This window comes from Thiopseudomonas sp. SA1F2-1K, from assembly GCF_057443035.1.
In genome coordinates this window covers 2,458,097-2,480,293 of sequence record NZ_CM172014.1, presented here as the reverse complement: position 1 = coordinate 2,480,293, position 22,197 = coordinate 2,458,097, and the positions used below count along the sequence as shown (strand labels likewise).

The 22,197-nt window shown below is 48.0% G+C and carries 25 protein-coding genes; 10 read left to right on the top strand and 15 right to left on the bottom strand.

Features of this window, described 5'->3' with window-relative positions; all coding sequences use genetic code 11:
- Positions 1-21 precede the first annotated feature (21 nt).
- The 3 genes from AC2T15_RS12065 to AC2T15_RS12055 all read right to left on the bottom strand — a co-directional run bounded on the left by AC2T15_RS12065 (position 22) and on the right by AC2T15_RS12055 (position 3,104).
- Complete coding sequence (locus AC2T15_RS12065; protein ID WP_486778414.1) at positions 22-1,536, bottom strand: GTPase family protein; 1,515 nt, start codon at positions 1,534-1,536, stop codon at positions 22-24.
- On the bottom strand, positions 1,526-2,638 hold the full coding sequence (locus tag AC2T15_RS12060; RefSeq protein ID WP_486778413.1) for a YcjF family protein: 1,113 nt from the start codon (positions 2,636-2,638) through the stop codon (positions 1,526-1,528). The genes AC2T15_RS12065 and AC2T15_RS12060 overlap by 11 nt, the downstream gene beginning before the upstream one ends.
- A gap of 85 nt (positions 2,639-2,723) precedes the next feature.
- Entirely contained in the window at positions 2,724-3,104 is a 381-nt protein-coding gene (locus AC2T15_RS12055) for a tetratricopeptide repeat protein (protein WP_486778412.1), read from the bottom strand.
- Positions 3,105-3,241: 137 nt separating this feature from the next.
- On the opposite strand from AC2T15_RS12055, the gene gmk reads away from it, so the two are divergent.
- On the top strand, positions 3,242-3,868 hold the full coding sequence (gene gmk, locus AC2T15_RS12050) for a guanylate kinase (protein ID WP_053100817.1): 627 nt from the start codon (positions 3,242-3,244) through the stop codon (positions 3,866-3,868).
- 51 nt (positions 3,869-3,919) lie between these two features.
- On the opposite strand, the gene trmB is transcribed toward gmk, so the two are convergent.
- The 4 genes from trmB to AC2T15_RS12030 form a co-directional block, all read right to left on the bottom strand.
- Entirely contained in the window at positions 3,920-4,618 is a 699-nt protein-coding gene (gene trmB, locus AC2T15_RS12045; protein ID WP_053100816.1) for a tRNA (guanosine(46)-N7)-methyltransferase TrmB, read from the bottom strand.
- A 71-nt stretch (positions 4,619-4,689) separates the two neighbouring features.
- Complete coding sequence (locus AC2T15_RS12040; protein ID WP_053100815.1) at positions 4,690-5,484, bottom strand: thiazole synthase; 795 nt, start codon at positions 5,482-5,484, stop codon at positions 4,690-4,692.
- Between the two features lie 54 nt (positions 5,485-5,538).
- Positions 5,539-5,739, bottom strand: coding sequence for a sulfur carrier protein ThiS (gene thiS, locus AC2T15_RS12035; protein ID WP_053100814.1), 201 nt, complete (start codon positions 5,737-5,739; stop codon positions 5,539-5,541).
- A 92-nt stretch (positions 5,740-5,831) separates the two neighbouring features.
- Positions 5,832-6,218 (bottom strand): DUF423 domain-containing protein, encoded by a 387-nt coding sequence (locus AC2T15_RS12030; protein ID WP_053100813.1) that lies wholly within the window; start codon positions 6,216-6,218, stop codon positions 5,832-5,834.
- Between the two features lie 80 nt (positions 6,219-6,298).
- Here AC2T15_RS12030 and mtgA point away from each other — a divergent pair, with 80 nt between their 5' ends.
- Entirely contained in the window at positions 6,299-7,081 is a 783-nt protein-coding gene (gene mtgA / locus AC2T15_RS12025) for a monofunctional biosynthetic peptidoglycan transglycosylase (RefSeq protein ID WP_486778411.1), read from the top strand.
- Positions 7,082-7,087: 6 nt separating this feature from the next.
- On the opposite strand, the gene AC2T15_RS12020 is transcribed toward mtgA, so the two are convergent.
- Complete coding sequence (locus tag AC2T15_RS12020; RefSeq protein ID WP_486778410.1) at positions 7,088-8,068, bottom strand: serine/threonine protein kinase; 981 nt, start codon at positions 8,066-8,068, stop codon at positions 7,088-7,090.
- 136 nt (positions 8,069-8,204) lie between these two features.
- Between AC2T15_RS12020 and AC2T15_RS12015 the strand changes: the two genes are divergently transcribed.
- Together AC2T15_RS12015 and AC2T15_RS12010 are read left to right on the top strand one after the other, a co-directional pair.
- Entirely contained in the window at positions 8,205-8,840 is a 636-nt protein-coding gene (locus AC2T15_RS12015) for an SCO family protein (protein ID WP_053100811.1), read from the top strand.
- A 111-nt stretch (positions 8,841-8,951) separates the two neighbouring features.
- On the top strand, positions 8,952-9,254 hold the full coding sequence (locus AC2T15_RS12010; RefSeq protein WP_286594002.1) for a c-type cytochrome: 303 nt from the start codon (positions 8,952-8,954) through the stop codon (positions 9,252-9,254).
- A 58-nt stretch (positions 9,255-9,312) separates the two neighbouring features.
- Here AC2T15_RS12010 and AC2T15_RS12005 read toward each other — a convergent pair whose 3' ends face one another.
- The 5 genes from AC2T15_RS12005 to prlC all read right to left on the bottom strand — a co-directional run bounded on the left by AC2T15_RS12005 (position 9,313) and on the right by prlC (position 14,648).
- Positions 9,313-9,696 carry a RidA family protein gene (locus AC2T15_RS12005; RefSeq protein ID WP_053100809.1) on the bottom strand — a complete coding sequence of 128 codons (384 nt, stop codon included), beginning with the start codon at positions 9,694-9,696 and terminating at the stop codon, positions 9,313-9,315.
- 65 nt (positions 9,697-9,761) lie between these two features.
- Positions 9,762-11,876, bottom strand: a complete 2,115-nt coding sequence (gene spoT / locus AC2T15_RS12000; RefSeq protein WP_286594000.1) for a bifunctional GTP diphosphokinase/guanosine-3',5'-bis pyrophosphate 3'-pyrophosphohydrolase — start codon at positions 11,874-11,876, stop codon at positions 9,762-9,764.
- A gap of 47 nt (positions 11,877-11,923) precedes the next feature.
- Positions 11,924-12,178: a DNA-directed RNA polymerase subunit omega gene (gene rpoZ / locus AC2T15_RS11995; RefSeq protein ID WP_053103199.1), complete on the bottom strand. Its 255-nt coding sequence runs from the start codon at positions 12,176-12,178 to the stop codon at positions 11,924-11,926.
- Positions 12,179-12,306: 128 nt separating this feature from the next.
- Positions 12,307-12,579, bottom strand: coding sequence for a YheV family putative zinc ribbon protein (locus AC2T15_RS11990; RefSeq protein ID WP_053101951.1), 273 nt, complete (start codon positions 12,577-12,579; stop codon positions 12,307-12,309).
- A gap of 23 nt (positions 12,580-12,602) precedes the next feature.
- Entirely contained in the window at positions 12,603-14,648 is a 2,046-nt protein-coding gene (gene prlC / locus AC2T15_RS11985; protein WP_486778409.1) for an oligopeptidase A, read from the bottom strand.
- A 106-nt stretch (positions 14,649-14,754) separates the two neighbouring features.
- Here prlC and AC2T15_RS11980 point away from each other — a divergent pair, with 106 nt between their 5' ends.
- Genes AC2T15_RS11980 through AC2T15_RS11970 form a run of 3 tightly spaced genes read left to right on the top strand, consistent with a single transcriptional unit; the run spans position 14,755 to position 16,506 of the window.
- Complete coding sequence (locus AC2T15_RS11980; protein WP_486778408.1) at positions 14,755-15,309, top strand: gamma carbonic anhydrase family protein; 555 nt, start codon at positions 14,755-14,757, stop codon at positions 15,307-15,309.
- 58 nt (positions 15,310-15,367) lie between these two features.
- On the top strand, positions 15,368-16,282 hold the full coding sequence (rarD, locus tag AC2T15_RS11975; protein ID WP_053100804.1) for an EamA family transporter RarD: 915 nt from the start codon (positions 15,368-15,370) through the stop codon (positions 16,280-16,282).
- 29 nt (positions 16,283-16,311) lie between these two features.
- A complete protein-coding gene (locus AC2T15_RS11970) occupies positions 16,312-16,506 on the top strand; it encodes a hypothetical protein (protein ID WP_053100803.1) in 195 nt (64 codons plus the stop codon).
- A 1-nt stretch (position 16,507) separates the two neighbouring features.
- Here the strand turns inward: AC2T15_RS11970 and AC2T15_RS11965 are convergent, their stop codons facing one another.
- The gene (locus AC2T15_RS11965) at positions 16,508-17,197 is read right to left on the bottom strand and encodes a DUF2059 domain-containing protein (protein ID WP_053103665.1); all 690 of its coding nucleotides are present in this window, start codon (positions 17,195-17,197) and stop codon (positions 16,508-16,510) included.
- Between the two features lie 110 nt (positions 17,198-17,307).
- Here AC2T15_RS11965 and AC2T15_RS11960 point away from each other — a divergent pair, with 110 nt between their 5' ends.
- The 3 genes from AC2T15_RS11960 to cueR are packed head-to-tail and all read left to right on the top strand — an operon-like array spanning position 17,308 to position 20,783.
- Positions 17,308-17,841 carry a 2OG-Fe(II) oxygenase gene (locus AC2T15_RS11960; protein ID WP_486778407.1) on the top strand — a complete coding sequence of 178 codons (534 nt, stop codon included), beginning with the start codon at positions 17,308-17,310 and terminating at the stop codon, positions 17,839-17,841.
- Positions 17,842-17,897: 56 nt separating this feature from the next.
- Complete coding sequence (locus AC2T15_RS11955; RefSeq protein WP_486778406.1) at positions 17,898-20,369, top strand: heavy metal translocating P-type ATPase; 2,472 nt, start codon at positions 17,898-17,900, stop codon at positions 20,367-20,369.
- Positions 20,370-20,384: 15 nt separating this feature from the next.
- Positions 20,385-20,783 (top strand): Cu(I)-responsive transcriptional regulator, encoded by a 399-nt coding sequence (gene cueR, locus AC2T15_RS11950; RefSeq protein ID WP_053100800.1) that lies wholly within the window; start codon positions 20,385-20,387, stop codon positions 20,781-20,783.
- Here cueR and AC2T15_RS11945 read toward each other — a convergent pair.
- Positions 20,780-22,069, bottom strand: coding sequence for a DUF2254 domain-containing protein (locus tag AC2T15_RS11945; RefSeq protein ID WP_486778405.1), 1,290 nt, complete (start codon positions 22,067-22,069; stop codon positions 20,780-20,782). The genes cueR and AC2T15_RS11945 overlap by 4 nt on opposite strands.
- Between the last annotated feature and the right edge of the window lie 128 nt (positions 22,070-22,197).

Sequence of the window (22,197 nt, the reverse complement as noted above, 5' to 3'; positions counted from 1 at the left end):
AAGGGGATCAACGCTTGACGCTCACGAAGGTGGTGACTGAGAGTTTAAAAGGGTCTTGACCATGTGCTTGCCTCCTTTGGAGAATCGTTGGAATTCTTTTTTAAACGAAAATGCGGCACCTTCTATACGCCGCCGCTGCAATTGCACATTCAGCGCAGCAGCATAGTTAACGAATAAATACTCACTCAATTGCTCGGCCAGTGATTGCTGCGCCTCAGCTAAGGTAGTAGCACTGGGCACTAGTAGCGTTGGCAGCGCCAGCAGCTGCTGATTATATTGCTGCGCTTCGAGCAAGGTAGGCTGATCAGCGAGTCGATCAGCATGGGTTAGCACACCCACGATAAGCGGCAGTTTCTGCTGACGCTGAAGCCGTTGTTGCAGCCAAGCGTCTAACGCCTGCCTTAAGGCTACATCCAGCTGTCTTGCACTCTGATTGGCTTTAAGTACCCAAACTATCACCTCGCAATCTGCCAGCAGTTCAAGATACTCTTTAAGCTGCTGCTGAAAACGCGCCCCGTGTAGTCCTGGTAAATCTAACAGCAGCATAGGCTGTGCTGTTTCACTGCCAAAAGGATAGGCTTGCACCTGATCGGTGGCAGGTAAACCATCGGTTTCAGCTTTAAACTGCGCCAATAGACTATTAATTAAACTGGATTTACCGGCATTTTCTTGGCCGACAAAAGCCACGCGGATTGGTTCTGGCTCTAGCGCCAAGCGCTGTGCATCTTGCGCTGCAGCCTTAGACAGCGCCAGCGGGCGATTCAGGTGACGTAAATGACCGCCATATAAATCAATTGCCAGCTGCAATACTTCTAATAAAATTAGCTGCTGAAGCTTGCTCTGCAATTCATCGTTTAAGCCGGCAAAGGCGCGATCAAAAAATTGGCTACGTAACTCGGCGATGATGCCCTCGGGGGTCACCATGCGCACCTTACGATATATCTGATAAAGGCGTGACAAAGGTTGTAAGCGCTGACGTTGGATATTAGCCCAAAGCAACGCTGAGAGCTTCACTTGATCCACCCCTGGCACATGTTCATCCAGTAATTGCTGCAAACGCTGGCTGGCTTGCTCGACTGCCGTTAATAGCTCAGGCGCAGTAAAGGCCCATTCAGCGTGCTGGTTATTCTGTTGGTATTGCTCTGCTGTACTGCGTAATACCTTAAGCCCCACTATATGCAGCTGTGACCAAGCTATCGGTGCTTGAACTAAGCCACTGATGACTGGCAACAGCTGCTGCTGTACCCCTTGATCAAATTCACTCCAATACTCAGGCGTAGTAACCGCCTGCTGTAAATCTAATGCTATCGGCTGGTTAGGCACTGGCGTTAACGGGCGGCGGCGCCACCACAAAGGCAAAAGACCTAGCAGCGTACTGAGCAACAAGCTGCCAATAAATATCAACCCATAGCCATGCTTAATAATGGCAAAGCCACCAAAGCCTGCCAGCAACAACACCGGCAAACACACCATTAACAGCATAAAATAGCTGCCACGGCGCGAGAATAAATACCAACGCTTAATTTTACTCAGCATGGTCTGGCTCTTTTTTAGTTAAAGGCACAACCTCAAGCAAAGCCTGCTTAAACAGGCTTTGTAACTCTTCACGAGAAACCGGCTCCTGTTGTAATTGCCGGTAAAAATACAAACAGGCCACACGTCCTAATGCATAGGTGCTGGCATAACTCGCAGCGGCAGCGGTGGCGCCGCCAACTAGCTGGCCATAGGCCGGAATTAATTTAACCAGCTGTCGGATACCAAACTGCGACAGGTATTTCAGCACAAAACTACTGCCCATAGCGCCTAATAAACTGGCCAGATGTTTTTTACTCCAAGGCAAACCATAGTGATTAGCTAAACTATGCAGCAACTTAGTTTGAATACTAGGTACTGCCACTAATCCCAGCGCTGGCAAAGCATCCGTTGCAGCGGCCGCTGCGGCGTACCATAAAACCTCGGTTTTTAAGCGTAAAAAGTTTTGCTGCTCTTGATCGCTGGCCGCTTGCTCGACAAAGACTTCGCGCAGGACCGGTAATTGCTGGCTTAAATGCTCCACTAACGCGGCAACTGATTGCTCTTTGCGCGCTGAAACAAAGTCGACAGCTAAGCAGGTTAATTCTTTCCAATACTGGGCAAACTGCTGTTGCTGATAGCTAATTAGTCGCGCCTGCTCTTGCGCATCAGTGACTTGATCAATACCAGTAATTAATAAACTAGCCTGGGTGATTTTGGCCGACTGCTGAATGCTTTTTAGGGCGTTTAATAATTGGCTTTGATCGGTCTCATCAATTTTCACCACCAGCAATAAGGCATGACTACGGGCTGCACACCAAGCAATATCTTCTTTTGCATCATAACCAGCTTCAGCTAGCCCCTTAGTATCTAAAAAACTCAGCAGTGGCTTAGCTTGGGGAAAATTATACTGCGCTGCGGTTTGGGTGCAGGGCTTAAAACCCCGGCCAATTTCAATCTGACTATCACCGGTTAAGGTTTTAATCAGCGTGGATTTACCTGCACCGGTTTTGCCCAATAACCACAAGGTTGGCAAGTGCTGCTCAGCGTAGGTAAAGGCAGCGCTGATCTCAGGATCTGGGTCTGGATTAAGCGTTTTAACTACCCGTGAAAAAAAACTGCTCATTGGCTGGCACATCACCCCGCAACGGCGCTCAATAGAAGTAAATTGCCGCTATTCTACGCCTGTTGCAGGGTAAAGACAGCTCACCTTAGTCGGCTGAGTGTTTCGCCTCTGCCGTGGTAATTGCTTCAACATTGTGTAGTTTTTTCTGCGTTTTTTTCATTAATACTTCTGCTTGCCGCACAATCTGTAAGTCGCCCTTTTCTTCAGCAATCTCTGCGGTTTTTTGGTAGGTATCAATGGCCTTGGCATAATCGCCTGCCAGCTCATAGGCTTTGGCCAAATTTAACCAAGCGGCTGAATAGCTTTGATCATGCTCAATGGCTGTTTTAAGGTGAGTAATCGCCTCGGGGTAAAGCTTTTCTGCAAGATAAGCATTGCCTAACGACAGCCTTACCATTGCATTATCCTGATCTTTTTCGATCATCGCTAAGAAACGATCCACCATGGTGGTGGTGTTCTGAGTCATGCTGTTTCTCCTTAATTTATCAACCATGCGCTTACTGTGTTATAGACTAGGCCCCGTTCTGGATAATTCCATCCACGTTAGGCTGTTTTTTAGTTACACTAGCGCGCAAATATTTTTAATTGTTTTACAGGTAGAACATGGCCCACTCTGGCACGTTATATATTGTTTCAGCCCCCTCCGGTGCAGGAAAAACCAGTTTAGTTAAAGCACTATTAGATAGCACTGCCGAAGTGAGCGTTTCAGTATCACACACTACCCGTGCCATGCGCCCTGGCGAGCAGGATGGGGTAAACTATCACTTTACTTCAGTGGCTGAGTTTACTGCGATGCTAAAGCGTGGCGAATTTTTAGAGCACGCCGAAGTATTTGGCAACTGGTATGGCACCTCCCAAATCTGGGTGGAGCACACTTTAGCTGCTGGCCAAGATCTAATTCTCGAAATTGACTGGCAAGGCGCTCAGCAAGTTAGGCGGTTAATGCCCCAAGCAAAATCTATTTTTATTTTGCCTCCGACCCGCCAAGCATTACTGCAGCGGTTACGTAATCGCGGACAAGATGATGAGTCTATTATTCAACGGCGAATGGATGAAGCGACTAGCGAAATGAGTCATTACGTTGAGTATGACTACGTTATCGTTAACGATGACTTTGCCACTGCGTTAGAAGATTTAAAAGCGATTTTGCGCGCCAACCATCTGACTCAAGCGCCACAAACTGCACGGCACATGGCATTATTTAAAGACTTATTACGCCACGACGGATAATCCGTAGCCTGTGCTGCAGGCTAACAGCTTGCAGCACAGGTCTGTAACCCGCTATTCAGTACGTTGAAACTTTAAATCCCACACCCCGTGGCCTAGCTTGTGCCCACGGCGTTCAAACTTAGTCACTGGGCGTTCAGCTGGGCGCTCGACCCAATTACCGCTACTCGATAAGTTTTGATAGCCAGCTGCCACCTGCATTACCTCAAGCATATATTCAGCATACGGCTCCCAGTCGGTGGCCATATGAAACACACCGCCTACTTTTAGCTTGCTGCGCACCAGTTGAGCAAACTCAGGCTGCACAATGCGCCGCTTATGATGTCGTGCTTTATGCCAAGGGTCGGGGAAAAATAGTAATAAACGATCCAAGCTAGCATCAGGAATACACTGTTTTAACACTTCAATTGCATCTTCCTGATACACCCGCACATTCGATAAATTCTGGCTCAATAAACCGCTGAGTAACGAGCCAACTCCTGGGCGGTGCACTTCAATCCCAATAAAATCTTGCTCAGGCGCCGCGGCAGCCATTTCAACCAGTGAGTGCCCCATGCCAAAACCAATTTCTAAGGTACAGGGCGCTTGGCGCTCAAACACCTGTGCTGGATTAATCGCTCCATCACTGATTTTTAGCCCAAACTTGGGTAAACCTTCATCTAATCCCCGTTGCTGGCCCGGAGTCATACGCCCGGCACGCATCACAAAACTCTTAATTTCACGGCGCACAGAAGGCGCAGCTGCATCAGTCATGTTCAACCTATGTATAAAAAAGGCCGAGGCACCTGCCTCGGCAACTAATAAATCAACCGCTCACCCATCGCTTAGTTAATTAAGCCTTCCAAGGGTGAAGAAGCACTGGCATAGAGTTTTTTGGGCATTCTGCCAGCCAAATAAGCCAAGCGCCCGGCCTCAATTCCATACTTCATTGCCTCAGCCATTAAGACCGGTTGCTCAGCCAAAGCAATGGCACTATTCATTAACACGGCGGAGCAGCCCATCTCCATCGCAATGACGGCATCCGAAGCGGTACCCACCCCTGCATCAACTAAGACTGGAACCTTCGCTTCTTCTAAAATAATTCGCAGATTATAGGGGTTACAAATCCCTAACCCAGTGCCAATTAAGCCTGCTAACGGCATAACTGCAATGCAGCCAATAGCTTCTAATTCACGGGCAATAATCGGGTCATCACTGGTGTACACCATCACCTCAAAACCTTCATCAACCAAGGTTTTAGCCGCTTTTAAGGTTTCTACTACGTTGGGAAATAAGGTTTTATCATCGGCTAAAATTTCTAGCTTAACCAAACGATGATCGCCTAAAAGCTCCCGCGCTAAACGGCACGTACGAATCGCTTCTTCGGCGTTATAGCAGCCTGCCGTATTAGGCAAAATGGTGTAACGATCGGGAGAAATCACATCCAGCAAGTTGGGCTCATTGGCTGACTGACCAATATTTGTGCGGCGCACTGCAACCGTCACAATTTCTGCACCAGAGGCCTCAATCGCGGCTCGGGTTTCCTCTAAATCCTTATACTTACCTGTACCGACCAATAAACGTGAGTTATAGGTTTTACCCGCTAAAGTCAGCGGTGTATCAAGGCGAGAGTGCGTCATATAGGCATCCTAATAAGGAGTAAGAGAATTTAATCGACAAAGTGCAGCGCACGACTAACCGCCACCAATAGCTTGTACTACCTCGACCTGATCATTGGCTTGCAGCACCGTAGTGGCATGCTGGCTACGGGGCACAATCTCAAGATTCACCTCAACGGCGACTCGGCGCTCAGTTAACTCAAGAGCTATCAATAAGTCCGCAATGCTCGTGCCCTCAGATACAGTGTAAGGCTCACCATTTAGCTGAATAACCATTAATCGTCACGCTCCTTTGCAAGCTGAACATTTTAACGAGATTAGGCTGTAAGCACCAAGCTTATCAACGCAAAAAAACTAGTTTACCATTGTTAGCCAACGGTTTTTTTACCCATTAGCCGCACACTACTTACGCCTAAACAGAGCCAGCCCAACATGAGCAATAACCCACCTAAAGGCGTGACTAAGCCTAATTTTAACGGAGTTAAAACCAACAAATATAAGCTGCCAGAAAACAGCACAACCCCGAGCACAATAAAACTAGCCGCAGCGCTTAACCAAGCATTGCGCTGTGATATTGCAGCCAAGCCAATTGCGACTAATACCAGCGCATGCAGTAGCTGATACTGCACACCGGTTTGAAAAACGGCTAACGCACTGGCTGTTAACTCTGAACGCAAGCCATGGGCTGCAAAAGCGCCCAAGCCAACGCCGGTTAATCCCAGTACACTGGCTATTAATAGTATTAATGGGTACATCGTTCGGTGCTCCTAGTTCAGCTAACATAATACCTTGGGCCACCATCGGCAGCCGTAGGCCAGAGGTAAGGTAACAAAACATGTTCAAAAAAATCAGCCGCTGGCTATTCTTAGCTAGCCTTGCAGTGATGGGTTTAAGTATTTTAAGCGTACTTAGCGTGCGCTGGATTAATCCACCTTTCAGTATGTTGATGCTCGAACGCAAGCTGAGCGCCATTACCCAAGGCCAAAGTTATGCATTAAATTATCAGTGGCGTGATTTTGACAGCTTTCCTGATCATCTCAAACTCTCGGTCATTGCCGCTGAAGATCAACGCTTTGCTCAACATCGTGGTTTTGATCTAACTGCCATTAAAGCAGCTTATCGCCATAATAAAACCGCAGCTACAGTCCGCGGCGCTAGCACCCTAACCCAGCAAGTAGCAAAAAACTTATTTCTGTGGTCATCGCGCAGCTGGTTAAGAAAAGCGTTAGAAGCTTGGTTCACCCTATGGATCGAGCTATTTTGGAATAAAGAACGTATTTTAACGGTGTATCTCAATATTGCTGAATGGGGACCTGGCGTGTTTGGCGCAGAAGCGGCCGCTCAGTATTATTTTCAACACCCAGCACCCTATCTTAATCCTCAACAGTCGGCGTTATTAGCCGCTAGCCTACCCAGCCCACTCACTCGGCGGCCAGATCAACCAACGGCGCAGATGTTAAATTCAGCGCGCTGGATTCAGCAACAAATTCGGCAGCTAGGTGGCAGCCATTATTTAACTCAACTTAAGCCCGCCCCTAGCCGCAATCCAGCCACTGACTTATGGCAGCGCCTACAACAGCAGTTGCCAAAAATTAATCGGCTTCCTGAAGACCTCTAGCATCGGCTAGTTATACAAAGTTAAAGCCGGTTGCCCTAACTGCTCAAGTTGCAGGGTGAGACTCTGTAATTGCTCGTACCAATACTGCTCTTGAGCAAACCAAGGAAAACTATGAGGAAAAGCAGGGTCTTGCCAACGCTGGGCTAGCCAGGCACTGTAGTTGAGCATTCTCAAGGTGCGTAAACTTTCAATCAAATGCAACTGCGTAGTAGGAAAGCGCTGAAACTCTTGGTAACCTTCAATTAACTCATTAATTTGCAGAGTTTGTTCTTGCCTATCACCTGCTAGCATCATCCACAAATCCTGCACTGCTGGCCCCATTTTGCAGTCGTCAAAATCCACCACAAAAAAGCCTGAATCACGATATAACAAGTTTCCCGGATGACAGTCACCATGAATTCGGATCGCCTGATAGGGATACTGCTGAAAAATCTGCCCGACTTTTTCCAGTAACTGCTGGCAAAGTAGGTTCCAATCCTTAGCTAAATTGGTTGGCAAAAAACCACTTTGAAAAATTTGCTGGGCGGCCTCGAGGCCATAATGCGCGACTGTCAGCTCACGGCGATAGCGAAAGGTTTGGCTACTGCCAAGCGCATGTAAGCGTCCCACTAATTGACCTAAACGGTACAGCTGATCTAAGTTACCCGGCTCAGGAGCGTAGCCTCCTTGCCGAGGAAAGAGCGCAAAATAAAAACCAGCGTATTCAAATAAACTCTGCCCCTGTACTGTTAACGGCTGCACTACTGGAATGTCATGCGCCGCTAAGTCTTGGGTAAACTGATGCTCCTCCAAAAGCTGCTGGCGCGTCCAGCGATTGGGCCGATAAAACTTAGCAATCAGCGGTGCGGCCTCTTCAAGACCCACCTGATAAACACGGTTTTCATAACTGTTTAGTGGATAAATACGGGCATCACTGTAAAAGCCTAACTGCTCAACAGCAGCTAGAACTACCTCAGGGGTTAATGCAGCAAATGGATGACTAGACATAGCGGCTCCTTTTTTTGCAGTGTACCTGAACTTAGCCTCAGCACCGCGCTTTAGGCGGTCAATTGCCGCAGGGGTTTGCGCTACTAGTGAATAAATAAGATGATAGCACCTCACATTCCTGAGGATAAGGTTTGTCATGCCCTACATTATTAAAGGTCGAGCGCTTAGCGTTAGTCTAATCGCCATTGTGCTAGCTGCGGTTTTAGGCTTAGTCATCGCTAAACTCTTACCTAGCCCCACTGCTCCTGCGGTCAATTTTCAACAAGCTGGCATCATTCAGTTTCCCAAGGCGCGGCAACTGCCTGCTATCAGCCTGCAAGGCAGTGATGGCCAAACCTACCAAGCCGATCAGTTTAAAGGTAAGTGGCACCTAGTTTTTTTTGGTTATACCTTCTGTCCTGACATTTGCCCAACTACCTTGGCTGAGCTGAAACGGATAAAAAGCCAATTACCTCAAGAAATCCAAGCTCAAATCCAAATTTTAATGATAAGTGTTGATCCAGATCGGGATACACCAGAGCAATTAAAGGCATATCTACACTACTTTGATCCATCGTTTTTAGGACTCACCGGCGCGATTGAGGATATTCAATTATTAAGTAATGCCACTAGCATTCCGTTTATCCCAGGCGATACCAGTAAACCCCATTACACCGTGGATCACAGTGGCAACCTAGCCTTAATTAATCCCCAAGGAGAACAGCTAGGAGTGATCCGTGCTCCGCTGAATATCTCAGGACTAGTTGAGTCATTGCCGCATTTGATTGATTAACCGCAGTCTGGGTTTAGACCGCTGGCTGCATGAGCAAAACGGCTGACCCTGATACTTATAAAGCCGTTGTACTACTGCGCTTTTGATGAGCGATAACTAGGAAAACTAAAAATGAAAAAAATCTTACTTTCTGCCGTTTTAATTGGGGGAGCGTTCAGTGCTCAAGTTGCACTGGCAGCTGATGCTGAAGAGTTATTTAAAACCAAAGCCTGCGTTGCTTGCCATACAGTTGAAACTAAACTGGTGGGGCCAGCACTGAAAGAAGTAGCAGCTAGCGGAAAAGATGCAGCCACTTTAGCCGCAAGCATTAAAAATGGTAGCCAAGGCAGCTACGGCCCGATTCCTATGCCGCCAAATAACGTTACCGAAGACGAAGCCAACACCTTAGCCGAGTGGGTCTTAAGCCACAAATAAGCTTAGCTAGATACGCCTGATGCTGATTATTCATTGCATCAGGCGTTTTTATCAATGCTTACGCAAGCACTAAAATCGCTTCAATTTCTACCAGTGACCCCTTAGGTAGAGCCGCCACGCCTACGGCTGCACGCGCAGGATAAGGGGCTGTAAAGTAGCGCGCCATCACTTCATTTAAGGTGGCAAAATTAGCCAAATCGGTCAGCGAGATATTCAGCTTCACGGCATCAGCTAAAGAGCCGCCAGCAGCTTTCGCCACTGCTGCTAAATTTTCAAAGACTTGTACCGCTTGCGGCTCAAACTCGCTGGAGACTAACTCCATGGTTTGCGGATCGAGCGGAATCTGCCCCGACATATACACCGTATTTCCCACTTTTACCGCTTGTGAGTAAGTACCAATGGCGGCGGGGGCTTGCGGGCTACTAATAATTTCTTTGCTCATGGATGCCTCGATCTGCTGTTGTTATCAAAAGAAAAAGGCAAGCCAAGCTTGCCTTTACTAGAACCTTAGGTGCGAGCGCGAGTAATTCTGCTCACCCCGTTAAGTGTACGTAATTTACGAATAACCTGAGCTAAATGAACACGATCGCGCACACTGACTCCTAACTGCACCACACTCATCCGGCCATCGCGCTCATCAACACTGATTTTCTCAATATTGGCATCCGCTTCACTGATAGAACCTGCAAGTAAGGCAATCAACCCGCGCTGATGCGCCAGCTCAATGCGCAGCTCCACATTAAACTCACCCTCAATATCTTTAGCCCAAGTTAAGGGAATACATTTTTCAGGGTTTTGTCTAAATTCGGCAATATTTTTACAGGTTTCACGGTGTACCACCATGCCTTTACCTGCAGATAAGTGACCAACAATCGGATCACCTGGAATCGGCGTACAACAACGGGCGTAACTGAGGACCAAGCCTTCAGTGCCACGAATGGCCAAGGGCCCTTCTGCAGCCAATGGATGTTGATCACTGCCTTCCTCGGCCAACAAACGTAAAGCCACTACGTGTGCAGTGCGATTGCCTAAACCAATATCTTCCAGCAAGTCGTCTAATTCCGCTTGCTGATATTCAGCCAATAAGGTGGCGATACGGCTGCTGGAAATTTGCTCAAAGGTGGCCGATAAGTTATCTAAGGCCTTATTTAGCAAACGCTTACCTAGGCTCACCGATTCTGAACGGCGTTGATGCTTTAAGGCATGACGAATATGGGTACGGGCTTTACCAGTCACTACAAAGTTTAGCCACGAAGGGCTAGGCCGCGTATTAGCAGAGGTAATAATTTCAACCGTTGCGCCACTTTCTAAAGCTTGGGATAAGGGCGCTAAGCGGCGATTAATCCGGCACGCGACACAGGTATTACCAATATCAGTATGCACCGCGTAAGCAAAGTCGACCGCGGTGGAGCCTTTAGGTAGCTCCATAATTCGCCCTTTAGGGGTAAAGACATACACCTCATCGGGGAATAAATCGATTTTGACGTTTTCAATAAATTCTAACGAGTCACCGGCACTTTGCTGCAGCTCCAGCAAGCCTTTGACCCAGCGCCGAGCCCGTGCATGGTTATTGCGGGGCATATCCTCTTCACTGGATTTATACAGCCAGTGCGCTGCAATCCCATTGTTGGCTAGCTCTTCCATTTCATTGGTACGAATTTGAATTTCAATCGGCACCCCATGCAAACCAAACAAGGTGGTGTGCAGTGACTGGTAACCGTTAGCCTTAGGAATCGCGATATAGTCTTTAAAGCGGCCAGGAATCGGCTTATACAAGTTATGCACCGCGCCCAATACGCGATAGCAGGTATCCACCTTATCCACCACAATGCGAAACGCGTAGACATCCATGATGTCGTTAAAGGCTTTGCGCTTGCCGCGCATCTTGCGATAAATGCTATAGAGGTGCTTTTCGCGGCCACTGACTTCACCGGCAATCTCTTCGCGGGCTAGGCAGTCGGTGATCGATTGCTGAATTTGATTAACCAGCTCTTTACGATTACCCCGGGCTTTACGCACCGCCACTTGAATCCGCTCGGCACGCATCGGATGCATGGCTTTGAAGCCTAAGTCTTCAAACTCAGCATAAATTCGATTCATGCCTAAGCGATTAGCAATTGGCGCATAAATCTCAAGGGTTTCTTTGGCGATACGGCGGCGCTTTTCAGCATTTAGCGCGCCTAAAGTGCGCATATTATGCAAACGGTCCGCCAGCTTAACCAAGATCACCCGAATATCACGGGCCATGGCCATCGCCATCTTCTGAAAGTTTTCTGCTTGAGCTTCAGCTTTAGTGCCAAAGTTCATTTGCGTCAGTTTAGTAACGCCATCCACCAGTTCTGCTACGTTTTCGCCAAACTGTGCAGTAATTGCTTCTTTAGGAATGCCAGTATCTTCAATCACATCATGTAACATCGCTGCCATCAGGCTTTGATGATCCATGTGCATATCAGCTAACACCCGCGCCACTGCCAAAGGATGGGTGATGTAGTGCTCACCACTACTGCGTAGCTGCCCATCATGGGCTTGCTCGGCGTAGTAGTAAGCACGACGCACCAAGTTAACTTGGTCGGGATTTAAATAGGTTGCAAGTTGCTGTGCAAGACGTTCTACGGCAGGCATAACACCCCCCTTACGATTAACTGACTCGCAACCTTACTGCCCATAAATTAACGTTCAGTGTCAAAGGCAGCAAAAATAGGCTGTTCGTCCATCATGGCCTCTTCTGCAGCCACAATTTCTTTATCCACTAAGCCTTCGGCAATTTCACGTAAAGCCAATACTGTCGGCTTATCATTTTCTAAAGGCACCTTTGGCTCTTGGCCGCCTGTAGCTAATTGACGTGCACGTTTACTGGCTAACATCACCAGTTCAAAACGGTTATCAACATTTTCAAGGCAATCTTCAACTGTTACGCGGGCCATAGTGTTCCTCTTAAATTATACAAACGGCGCTCAAGTATAAGCACACAAGGCGCATAGTCTAAAAAATAACCGTCGACAAAGGAAGAGCTAAGCGGCTTTCGCCGCGCTTAGCTGTGTATTATTTGTGGTTATTCTGCGGTTTTCTTAGCTAACTTAGGATTGGGAAAAAACTGCAGTGCCTGACTACTAGGCGCCGGCTTAACCGTGGCCTGACTAGACACACGGGTTGGCAGCTCTTTCGGTATCGCATTACCTTGGGCATTCAGCGTATCCCCGTAGCCGCAGTGCACACAGTCACGATGCTGTACGCCCTGCTCTTGCCACATTCTTACACCATCTTGCACTTCACAGGCTGGGCATACTGCGCCAGCAATAAAGCGCTTTACTACTGAAGTTGTCATGCTGGTTCCGTTGTTAATTCTCATCAAGCGGCTTGGGTAGTTAAACCACTGTGACGCAATAATGCATCAATTGAAGGTTTACGACCACGGAAATCAACAAACAAATCCATCGGTGCTAAGGAACCACCCCGAGCCAAAATTGCTTGACGGAAGGCTCGGCCAGTGGCTGGGTTTAAAATACCTTCTTCTTCAAAACGTGAGAAAGCATCGGCTGATAGCACCTCAGCCCATTTGTAACTGTAATAACCTGCCGCGTAACCACCGGCAAAAATATGGGCAAAGCTATTAGCAAAACGGTTCCAAGCGGGCGGAACACTAACGGCAACCTGCTCACGCACTTGATTTAACACCTCTAGCACACTGCGGCCATCACCGTGAGTTGCGTGCAGCTCAAAATCAAATAACGAAAACTCCAACTGGCGCACCATCATTAAACCGGAGTGGAAGTTTTTCGCCGCCAGCATTTTATCCAGTAAGGCTTTAGGTAAAGCTTCTTCGGTTTGGTAATGGGCGGAAATCAGCGCTAAGCCCTCGGGCTCCCAGCACCAGTTTTCCATAAACTGGCTAGGTAGCTCAACCGCATCCCACGCCACGCCGTTAATTCCAGAAACACCAGAGAACTCAATCTCTGTCAGCATATGGTGCAGCCCATGACCAAACTCGTGGAACAAGGTGGTGACTTCATCATGGGTTAGCAGCGCCGGTTGGCCTTCTACCGCTGGCGTAAAGTTACAAACCAAATTGGCCACTGGGGTGATGAGCTCGCCTTGGGCATTACGGTACTGATCACGGGCACCATCCATCCAGGCGCCACCGCGCTTATTCGCCCGCGCATACAAGTCAAAAAAGAAACGCCCTAAACGCTGGCCATTTTCTTGAATCTCAAACAAGCGAACTTCTGGGTGCCAGCGATCAAAGTCCGTGACTTCTTGAATCTCAATCCCAAACAACCGCTGCACAATCTCAAACATGCCATTAAGCACGGTATCAATTGGAAAGTACGCGCGTAACTCTTCTTGGCTGATGCTGTATTTCTGCTGACGCAATTTTTCGCTGTAATAGCTCATATCCCATACTTGAAAATCAGCGCAGCCTTGCTCTTGGGCAAAGGTTTTCAGCTCGGCTAGATCTTGCTTGGCAAAGGGTAAACTACGACTGGCTAAGTCGTGCAGGAAATCCAGCACTTGCTGATTGGTTTCCGCCATTTTGGTCGCCAACGACAGCTCACTGTAATTGGCAAAACCTAATAATTTGGCCAGTTCTGCGCGTAACGTCAGAATTTGCTCCATCACTGGGCCGTTATCAAACTGTCCGGCATTAGGCCCTTGATCAGAAGCACGGGTAGCGTAGGCTCGATAAATTTCCTCACGCAACTGGCGATTATCGGCATAGGTAATCACTGCGTAGTAACTGGGAAACTCTAGGGTAATTAGCCAACCATCTAAGCCTTTAGCTTTTGCCGCTTCCGCCATCTGGGCTTTAGCAGAGTCAGTAATCCCCGCTAGCTCAGCTTCATCGGTAATGTACTTGGTCCAGGCCTGGGTAGCATCCAGCAGCTGGTTAGCGAACTGGCTAGTCAGCTCGGAGAGCTGCATTTGTATCTCACCATAACGCTGTTGCTGCTCGGTGGGTAAATCAATTCCCGACAAGTGAAAGTCACGTAGTTCATTTTGTAAAATAGTGCTTTGCGCTTGGGCAAACTCACTCGCCGCTGGACTCTTAGCTAGGGCTTGATAGGCCTCAAAAAGCTGTTTATTTTGCCCAAGCTCCGTCGAGAACTCTGATAACAAGGGTAAGCAGGCTTCATAGGCGGCACGCAACTCAGGATTATTGCATACCGCATTTAAATGGCTCACCGGACTCCACGCCCGATTTAGCCTTGCCCCTAACTCATCCATCGGCTGAATTAACGATTTCCAAGTAGGCTGTTGCTGCGGCAACAACTCAGCAATGGTCTGGCGACTCTCAGCTAAAATCTGCTCAATCGCTGGCTGCACATGCTCTGGACGAATCTGTGAGTACGGGGGTAAGTCAAAGTCTTGAAGTAATGGGTTAAGCTCTGTAGTCATAATCTCTGCCTTAAAATAATTCATGCTGTACTGGATCGTTTTACGCTGTGCTACGCCCAGTTACAGGTTTAATCGTTAACTAGTGTACCCCGTTAGGAGAAGCCATATGCCTTTGCGTTCATTTCAAAATTGTACTCCTCGCTTAGGCCAGCGGGTGATGATTGATCCCAGTGCCGTAGTGATTGGCGATGTTCACTTAGGAGACGATTGCTCGGTCTGGCCCATGGCAGTGATTCGAGGGGATATGCACAGTATACGTATAGGCAAAGGCTGCAGTATTCAAGATGGCAGTGTATTGCATATCACCCATGCGGGCCCTTTTACCGGTGCAGGACAACCGTTAATCATTGGCGATTACGTGACCATTGGCCATCAAGCCCTACTCCATGGCTGTCGTATTGGCAATCAGGTACTAATTGGGATGAATGCAACGGTGATGGATGGTGCGATCCTTGAAGATCAATTGATTTTAGCTGCCGGAAGTCTAGTGCCACCGAATAAATGCTTAGCCAGCGGTTTTGTTTATAAAGGTAATCCAGCTCAAGCGGTACGCGCCCTGACCGAGCAAGAATACGCTTTTTTACAGTACACAGCGCAGAACTACGTGAACTTAAAAGATCAGTACCTTGCTGAAGCCCATCAGGAAAATAGTTCGCCTTGAATCGCCCAAAAATCTGACGCTTTGTTAAGCTAACACTATTTATTAGCAGGCTAATCTTATGCAAGCGCCACTCTCAACCAAACAAGGCTATTTATTAGGTCTGTTGGCTTATGTGTTATGGGGGTTATTCCCCTTATTTTTCAAAAATCTCGAAGCAGTACCCGCCATTGAAGTCATTGCTCACCGTGTGTTGTGGTCGGCAATTGGTGCAGGGCTACTGTTACTGATATGGAAACATCCACACTGGTGGCAAGAATTGCGCCAGCATCCTAAACGGATTGGTGTGCTGGCTTTATCTGGGCTGTTAATTGCCTGTAACTGGTTGCTGTATGTATGGGCGGTTAACCATGATCGTATGGTTGAAGCCAGCCTCGGTTATTACATTAACCCCTTGGTCAACGTGCTGTTAGGCATGCTGTTTTTAGGCGAACGTCTGCGTAAAACAGAGTGGTTTGCCATGGGCTTTGCAGCACTGGGTGTGGCTATTCAGGTCTGGCAACTAGGCGCCTTGCCTTGGGTATCGCTAGTGCTGGCCTTTAGTTTTGGCTTTTATGGCTTATTACGTAAGCAAGCTCCGGTCGATGCGTTACCAGGACTGGCAATTGAGACGTGGTTGTTAATTCCTATTACCTTGGCTTGGTTGGTGTTTTACCCGAATAGCACCCACCAAGGGCTAAGCTTTTTTAGCCAAGCAGAAACCTTTTGGCTGATTGCCGCAGGGCCAGTGACCTTGATTCCATTGATCTGTTTTAACATGGCTGCCCGCACGATTCCCTATGCATCGCTGGCATTTTTGCAGTACATTGCGCCAACTTTGGTTTTGCTCCAAGCCATCTTTATCTATAACGAGCAATTTTCTACTACCTCAATGCTGGCCTTTGGTTGTATCTGGGTAGCCTTAGTGATTTACAGTTTTGATTTATGGCGTACCTTTAAACGCAATCAGCGCGCCCTTGCCCCAGCCAAAAAGTAAACTCGCATAGCACCTAACAGGAGTCTTCCATGCCTATTGCGCCCCCAGCCCTCACTTACCGCTGCCACCAATGTCAGTGGCAACAAACTGTGCAGCCGCAATCAGATGCTGTAGTTGAAGGCCACACCGTGTTTTCTAAGTGCCCCAAATGTGGCAATCCACAGCTTAGCACCGAGCGCGCTAATCCTCTGGCTAAGCTGTGGGGTAAGCTGTTTCAGCGTTAACTTAATGCAGCGCTGCCTGTACCGCTTTTAAGGCCGCGCTAAAATAGGCTTGACCACTGGCTGACTGAGCAAAAGCCAAGTATTGCTCTAACTCTTCGTCACTTAAGTCTCGATAAACCAAGGCTAAGGTATTATCTAAATCTTGATTCATTTGCTGAACTAGATGTTGCCGCTGTGAACCCAGTAAATCATTAGTCTGGGCTGAGCTAAATACCCCAGGAATCATCTGGGTTAAGCTACTAGCGGCCACACTACTTAGCGCCAGCGCCACTTCGGCTCCCGCCTCGGCAAAAGGAATATGCTCACCTAGCTGGCGCAATACTAGCTGACGCGAAACTTCTAATGGCTGCTTGGGAATTCCTTGTTGATATTGACGTAAGGTGGACGGTGATGTCGCCGTGGTTTCAGCTGCCACTACTTTACGCCCTAACGGACTACTAAAAAATGCTAATGCCGGATCTGCCTGAGTAAGTTGACTGCGCAGTGTATTAAGCGCTTGCTGGCGTAACTTATCAGGCGCAAAGCGCTGATTACTATTTTCTAACAAAGCCTGATAAACCACCTCGGGTAAACTGCCCTTAAAGCCTTGCTGCGTATGCTGTAAAGCTTGGGTAAAATGCGTGCGCTGTTGTGCCCAACCCGCCTGTTGATAGAGTTGCTCCACAGTGTCGGCCAAGGCTGAACTGCTCATTAAACCACCTAGCGTTAGTACCAGTGCGCGCCACGACTGAGTCCAGCTAGATGTTAAGCGTAAAGTTGAAAAAGGTTGCATCATTAATTAAATACCTACGAGAGAACCCAATGAATGCTGTTGCGCCCCACCCTTTATTTATTCGAGTTGCCGATGACTTAGCCAGCCATGGTTGGTCGCAACAAAATATATTTATGCCGGTTGATCTGACCACTGAACTGGCCAAAGAGTGCCAACGCTTTGCACAAACGGCTAACTTCTCAGTTGAATTTTCACTGCAAAGCAATCAGAGTCCCGCTATAGCGCGCTACCTAGCAATTATGCACAACCTGCAGCAGACCTTTAATCAGCACCTTGCACTATCGCTGACTCATTACCACAGCTATTTTTGCTGCAGACCAAGCTCAGCACCTGCCCTTTCAATCCCTAGCGCACCGACAGCGGCTATCAATAGCGTGTTATTACTCAATGATGGCTGGTTACCAGAGTTTGCTGGTGAGCTACGCTTACACTTACCCGCACAACGCAGCCATGATATTCAACCACGGGCAGGAACCTTAGTGTTTTTTAAGGCAGAACTTTCCAGCGAGCTATTAGCTGCCACTCGGCAACATTTATCTATCCTTGGCTCGTTTAATACTTGACCTTCACCTCATGGGAAGCTTTATCCTGAACCCCATGATCAGTTAAGGAGTTTCCCATGAACGCACCTATCCCCTTTACCCTTTTGGTTAATGGCATGAGTTGCGCCTCCTGCGTGGGACGCATCGAACGTAAGTTATCCACACTGCCTGGGGTTACCTCAGTTAATGCCAATCTCGTTACCCAAGAAGTCACCGTCACGGCTAAGCCACCGGTGCCTGCCGAGCAAATTATCCACACCTTAAAGCAGTTAGGCTTTGAACCTAAGCCTGCACAATTGGAACTTGCGATTGAGGGAATGAGTTGCGCCTCCTGTGTGCGCCGCATTGAAAATGCCTTATTGGCAGTACCAGGTGTGATTCACGCTAATGTTAATTTAGCCACTCAACAAGCCCAGATCAGTACCGGACAGGTCGCTGTGGATAAGTTAATTCAAGCCATTGAGCAAAAAGGCTTTAGCGCACAGGTGCTCACCGCTAATGCTTCAATCACCGCAACTCACCAGCAACAACAGCTGCAAACCAGTACTCAGCTACAGCACCTCAAACAGCAATTATGGTTGGCGCTGACCTTTGCTGTGCCGCTGTTTATTCTAGAAATGGGCGGACATCTCATACCATCCTTTGCTAAGTGGCTTGATCAAAATATAGGGCAATCGACACTCTGGCTCATTCAAGGATTATTAGCCGCGGCTGCCCTTTTGCTTCCTGGACGTCAGCTACTTAAGCAAGGCTGGCAAGCCCTGTCGCGCTTATCACCGGATATGAACTCTTTAGTTGCCTTGGGTACTAGTGCTGCCTTTGGCTATTCCCTAGTGGCTACGTTTTTCCCACAGCTGTTACCCGGCGGCACAGTGAATGTGTATTACGAAGCGGTCGGAGTCATTATTGCTCTGATTATCTTAGGTCGCTTCTTAGAAGCTAAAGCCAAAAGTAATACTTCAGCAGCGATCCAAGGCTTAGTTCAGCTGCAGCCTAAAACCGCCTGGCTGATCCAAGCCGATGGCCAGCAAAGCCAGTGTCCCATTGAACAAGTACAGCTGGGTGATCAGCTAGCGATTCGCCCAGGCGAGCGTATTCCCTTAGATGGCCTAGTCTTAACTGGTACTAGTTTTGTTGACGAATCAATGCTCAGTGGCGAGCCCATTCCAGTTGAAAAAACCGCTGGGGATCAACTAATGAGTGGCACGGTGAATCAGGCTGGGCATTTGACGATGCAGGTGCAGCAAACCACTGAACATACAGTACTGGCGCAAATTATTCGGCTGGTCGAGCATGCTCAAGGGGCTAAACTGCCCATTCAAGACTTAGTTAATAAAGTTACCGCGTGGTTTGTACCGGCAGTTATGCTCGCCGCCTTACTAACCTTTTTGGCTTGGCTGATCTTCGCTCCAGCCAGTGCGCTCAGCTTAGCCCTAGTTAATGCCGTTGCGGTCTTAATCATTGCCTGTCCTTGCGCCATGGGATTGGCGACCCCCACTTCAATTATGGTCGGCACAGGTCGCGCTGCGCAGCTCGGCGTCTTATTTCGCCAAGGGATTGCGTTGCAAAGCCTACAACAGACTCAAGTGGTGGCGGTGGATAAAACCGGTACCCTAACCGAAGGCAAACCGACCCTAACAGACTTAATCTCCAGCCCAGGCTTTAGCGCAGATCAGCTATTGCAATGGCTGGCCTCAGTTGAGCAGTCCTCAGAACATCCGGTTGCGCAAGCCATTGTGCAGGCGGCGCAGGCGCAACAACTAGAATTACTAGCAATTACAGATTTTCAGTCCTTAACCGGCTTGGGTATTAGCGCCACAATTGAGCAACACGCTATTGTAATTGGTGCTGACCGCTTAATGCGGCAACAAAACATTTCCCTTGATTCTTTTTCTGAGCAAGCTACAGCCCTCGCCAATCAAGGAAAAACGCCTATGTATGTGGCGATTGATAATCAGTTAGCTGGATTATTTGCCGTAGCCGACCCGATTAAATCTAGCACCCCGGTAGCTATCAACAGCCTGCATCAAAAGGGCTTAAAAGTAGCCATGATTACTGGCGATAACCAACATACGGCTCAGGCCATCGCCAAACAGCTAGGCATTGATCAAGTGATTGCTGAAGTTATGCCGGCAGAAAAAGTCGCCGCGGTACAACAACTCCAGCAACAATATGGCCCAGTCGCTTATGTGGGTGATGGAATCAATGATGCGCCTGCCCTCGCCACCGCGGAAGTTGGGATTGCCATTGGTACGGGTACGGATATTGCCATTGAGGCGGCCGATGTGGTGCTGATGTCAGGGCAGTTAACTGGGGTCGTCAATGCGCTACAAATTTCAGCTGCTACGCTGCGTAATATTAAACAAAACTTATTTTGGGCATTTGCCTATAACACCGCCCTGATTCCTGTGGCTGCGGGTGTGCTTTACCCGATCAATGGCACCTTGTTATCCCCCATATTTGCCGCAGGGGCGATGGCCTTCTCGAGTATTTTTGTAATTACTAATGCACTACGTTTACGCAGTTTTCAGCCCAATCTCGCGGACTAATTAATGGAGAGCCAAATGAAAACTATTGGTGCTGCGGCTAAGGCGTCGGGCATTAGCCGTAAAATGATTCGTTACTACGAACAGATTGGCCTACTGCCAGCGCCCTCACGCAGTGAGTCTGGTTATCGTTATTACTCAGCGGCAGCAATTGAGCAACTGTGCTTTATTAAGCAGGCTCGAGAATTAGGCTTTTCTCTACCCCGTATCCAGCAACTACTGAGCCTCTGGCAAAACAGTCAGCGGCACAGTGCTGATGTAAAGGCCATTGCCGAGCAATATATTGAGGAGTTAGAGCAATCCATCGAACAATTACAAAGCATGCGCCAAAAACTATTAAACTTAACTGAGCAATGCCACGGGGATCAGCACCCAGAATGCCCGATTATTAATAACTTGGCGCTTAAGCCAAATTAATCACTGTGCTTAGTATCTGCAACCAACTGCTCAAACCGATCAAGCTGGCGCTGCAGCCGCTGTTTATCTTCATCGACCAATAACACCGCATTTGCGCGCTTTACGACCATTTTGGCGTGACCATAAGCAACTGCTTGATACAGTGCTGGCGCGGTTTCCGCTAAGTGCCGCAATGATTTTTGCAGGGTAATATCCACTTCAATCAAAGCGGCTCCATCACGCGCAATCGGAGTAAAAAAATCATCAAAAAAATCTTCTACCGTAGCCTGCCCGCAATAAATTTGTGTGCAGTTCTTACGTACGGGTAAGTCGAGTCTATCTTGGCGCTCGTTAGCATATTTAGCGAGCAAACGTGTACCTCGGCTAATAACATCAATCGCTGTACCAGGATCATTAACCGCCGGTGATAAAGCCCGTGATGCAACCTCAGATAACGCACACAAACCAAAACGTGGATCTTGCTCGTAAGAGCGCTGAATATCTAACGCAAATGCATTCGCCACTAACTGCTGCTCTTTTGCCGATAAGCCCACTGTTTTAGCAAGTACAGTGCTAGGCAAGCAAAAATTGCCCGGCAAAACTAAGCAATAGATATATTTATCCGGTTGATTACAAATTGCCTCTAAAGCGTCCATATCGATGTACTGCACATAGCCTGCTTTAGGTGAGTAAATCTGCTCGGCTGTAGCCGCAATAACTGGCGCTTGGCTAAGAGGTAAAGCGCCTAAATACGGCATTTTAGCGTGTTTCTCTAACGCAGCTTCAGTGACTTTTTCAACGCGACTGGTGGTCTCTCCTAAGCGCCCAAACTTAGTGAGATGATTAATCCAGCGTAATAAGTTATACACCACAAAACACAGGACGCAGAGCGTGGCAATAAACAGCACCACCTTACTGCGCTCACCATAAATGCCCATGTTCAGTGCAATAATCCCCACCACACTGAATAAAAATGAGCCAACAAAGCTAGAAAGTACATTTTGCGTAGTGGCATCCTGCACTAATAGCTGAGTAGCCCGAGGTGTAGCCCCACCGCTGGCTGAACTATAAGCACCAATCATAGTGCTTAAAGAAAAGGTGGTCACAGCTAACATGCTTGAAGATAAGATATTCAAAATCTTATCCACAGACTCACTACCAAACTTACCCGCCAATGAATCGGGTACATAATCGTTCAGCCATAACGCCAGCAAAGCCGTTGCAACCCCTAGTAATGAGTACAAGGTCGCCCGTACCCAAATTTCTTTTAGTAGATTTTTTAGCGACCATTTCAGGTGGGCTTTCATAATACCTCCCTCTTTATCTCATCAAATGGCTGTATTACGACCGATATATTGTAAGTTTGCTACAAAAAAAATCCCTTGTTGCTCAAGGTAAGCGACAAGGGATTTAATTTAGCTAAATAAATTCGCTT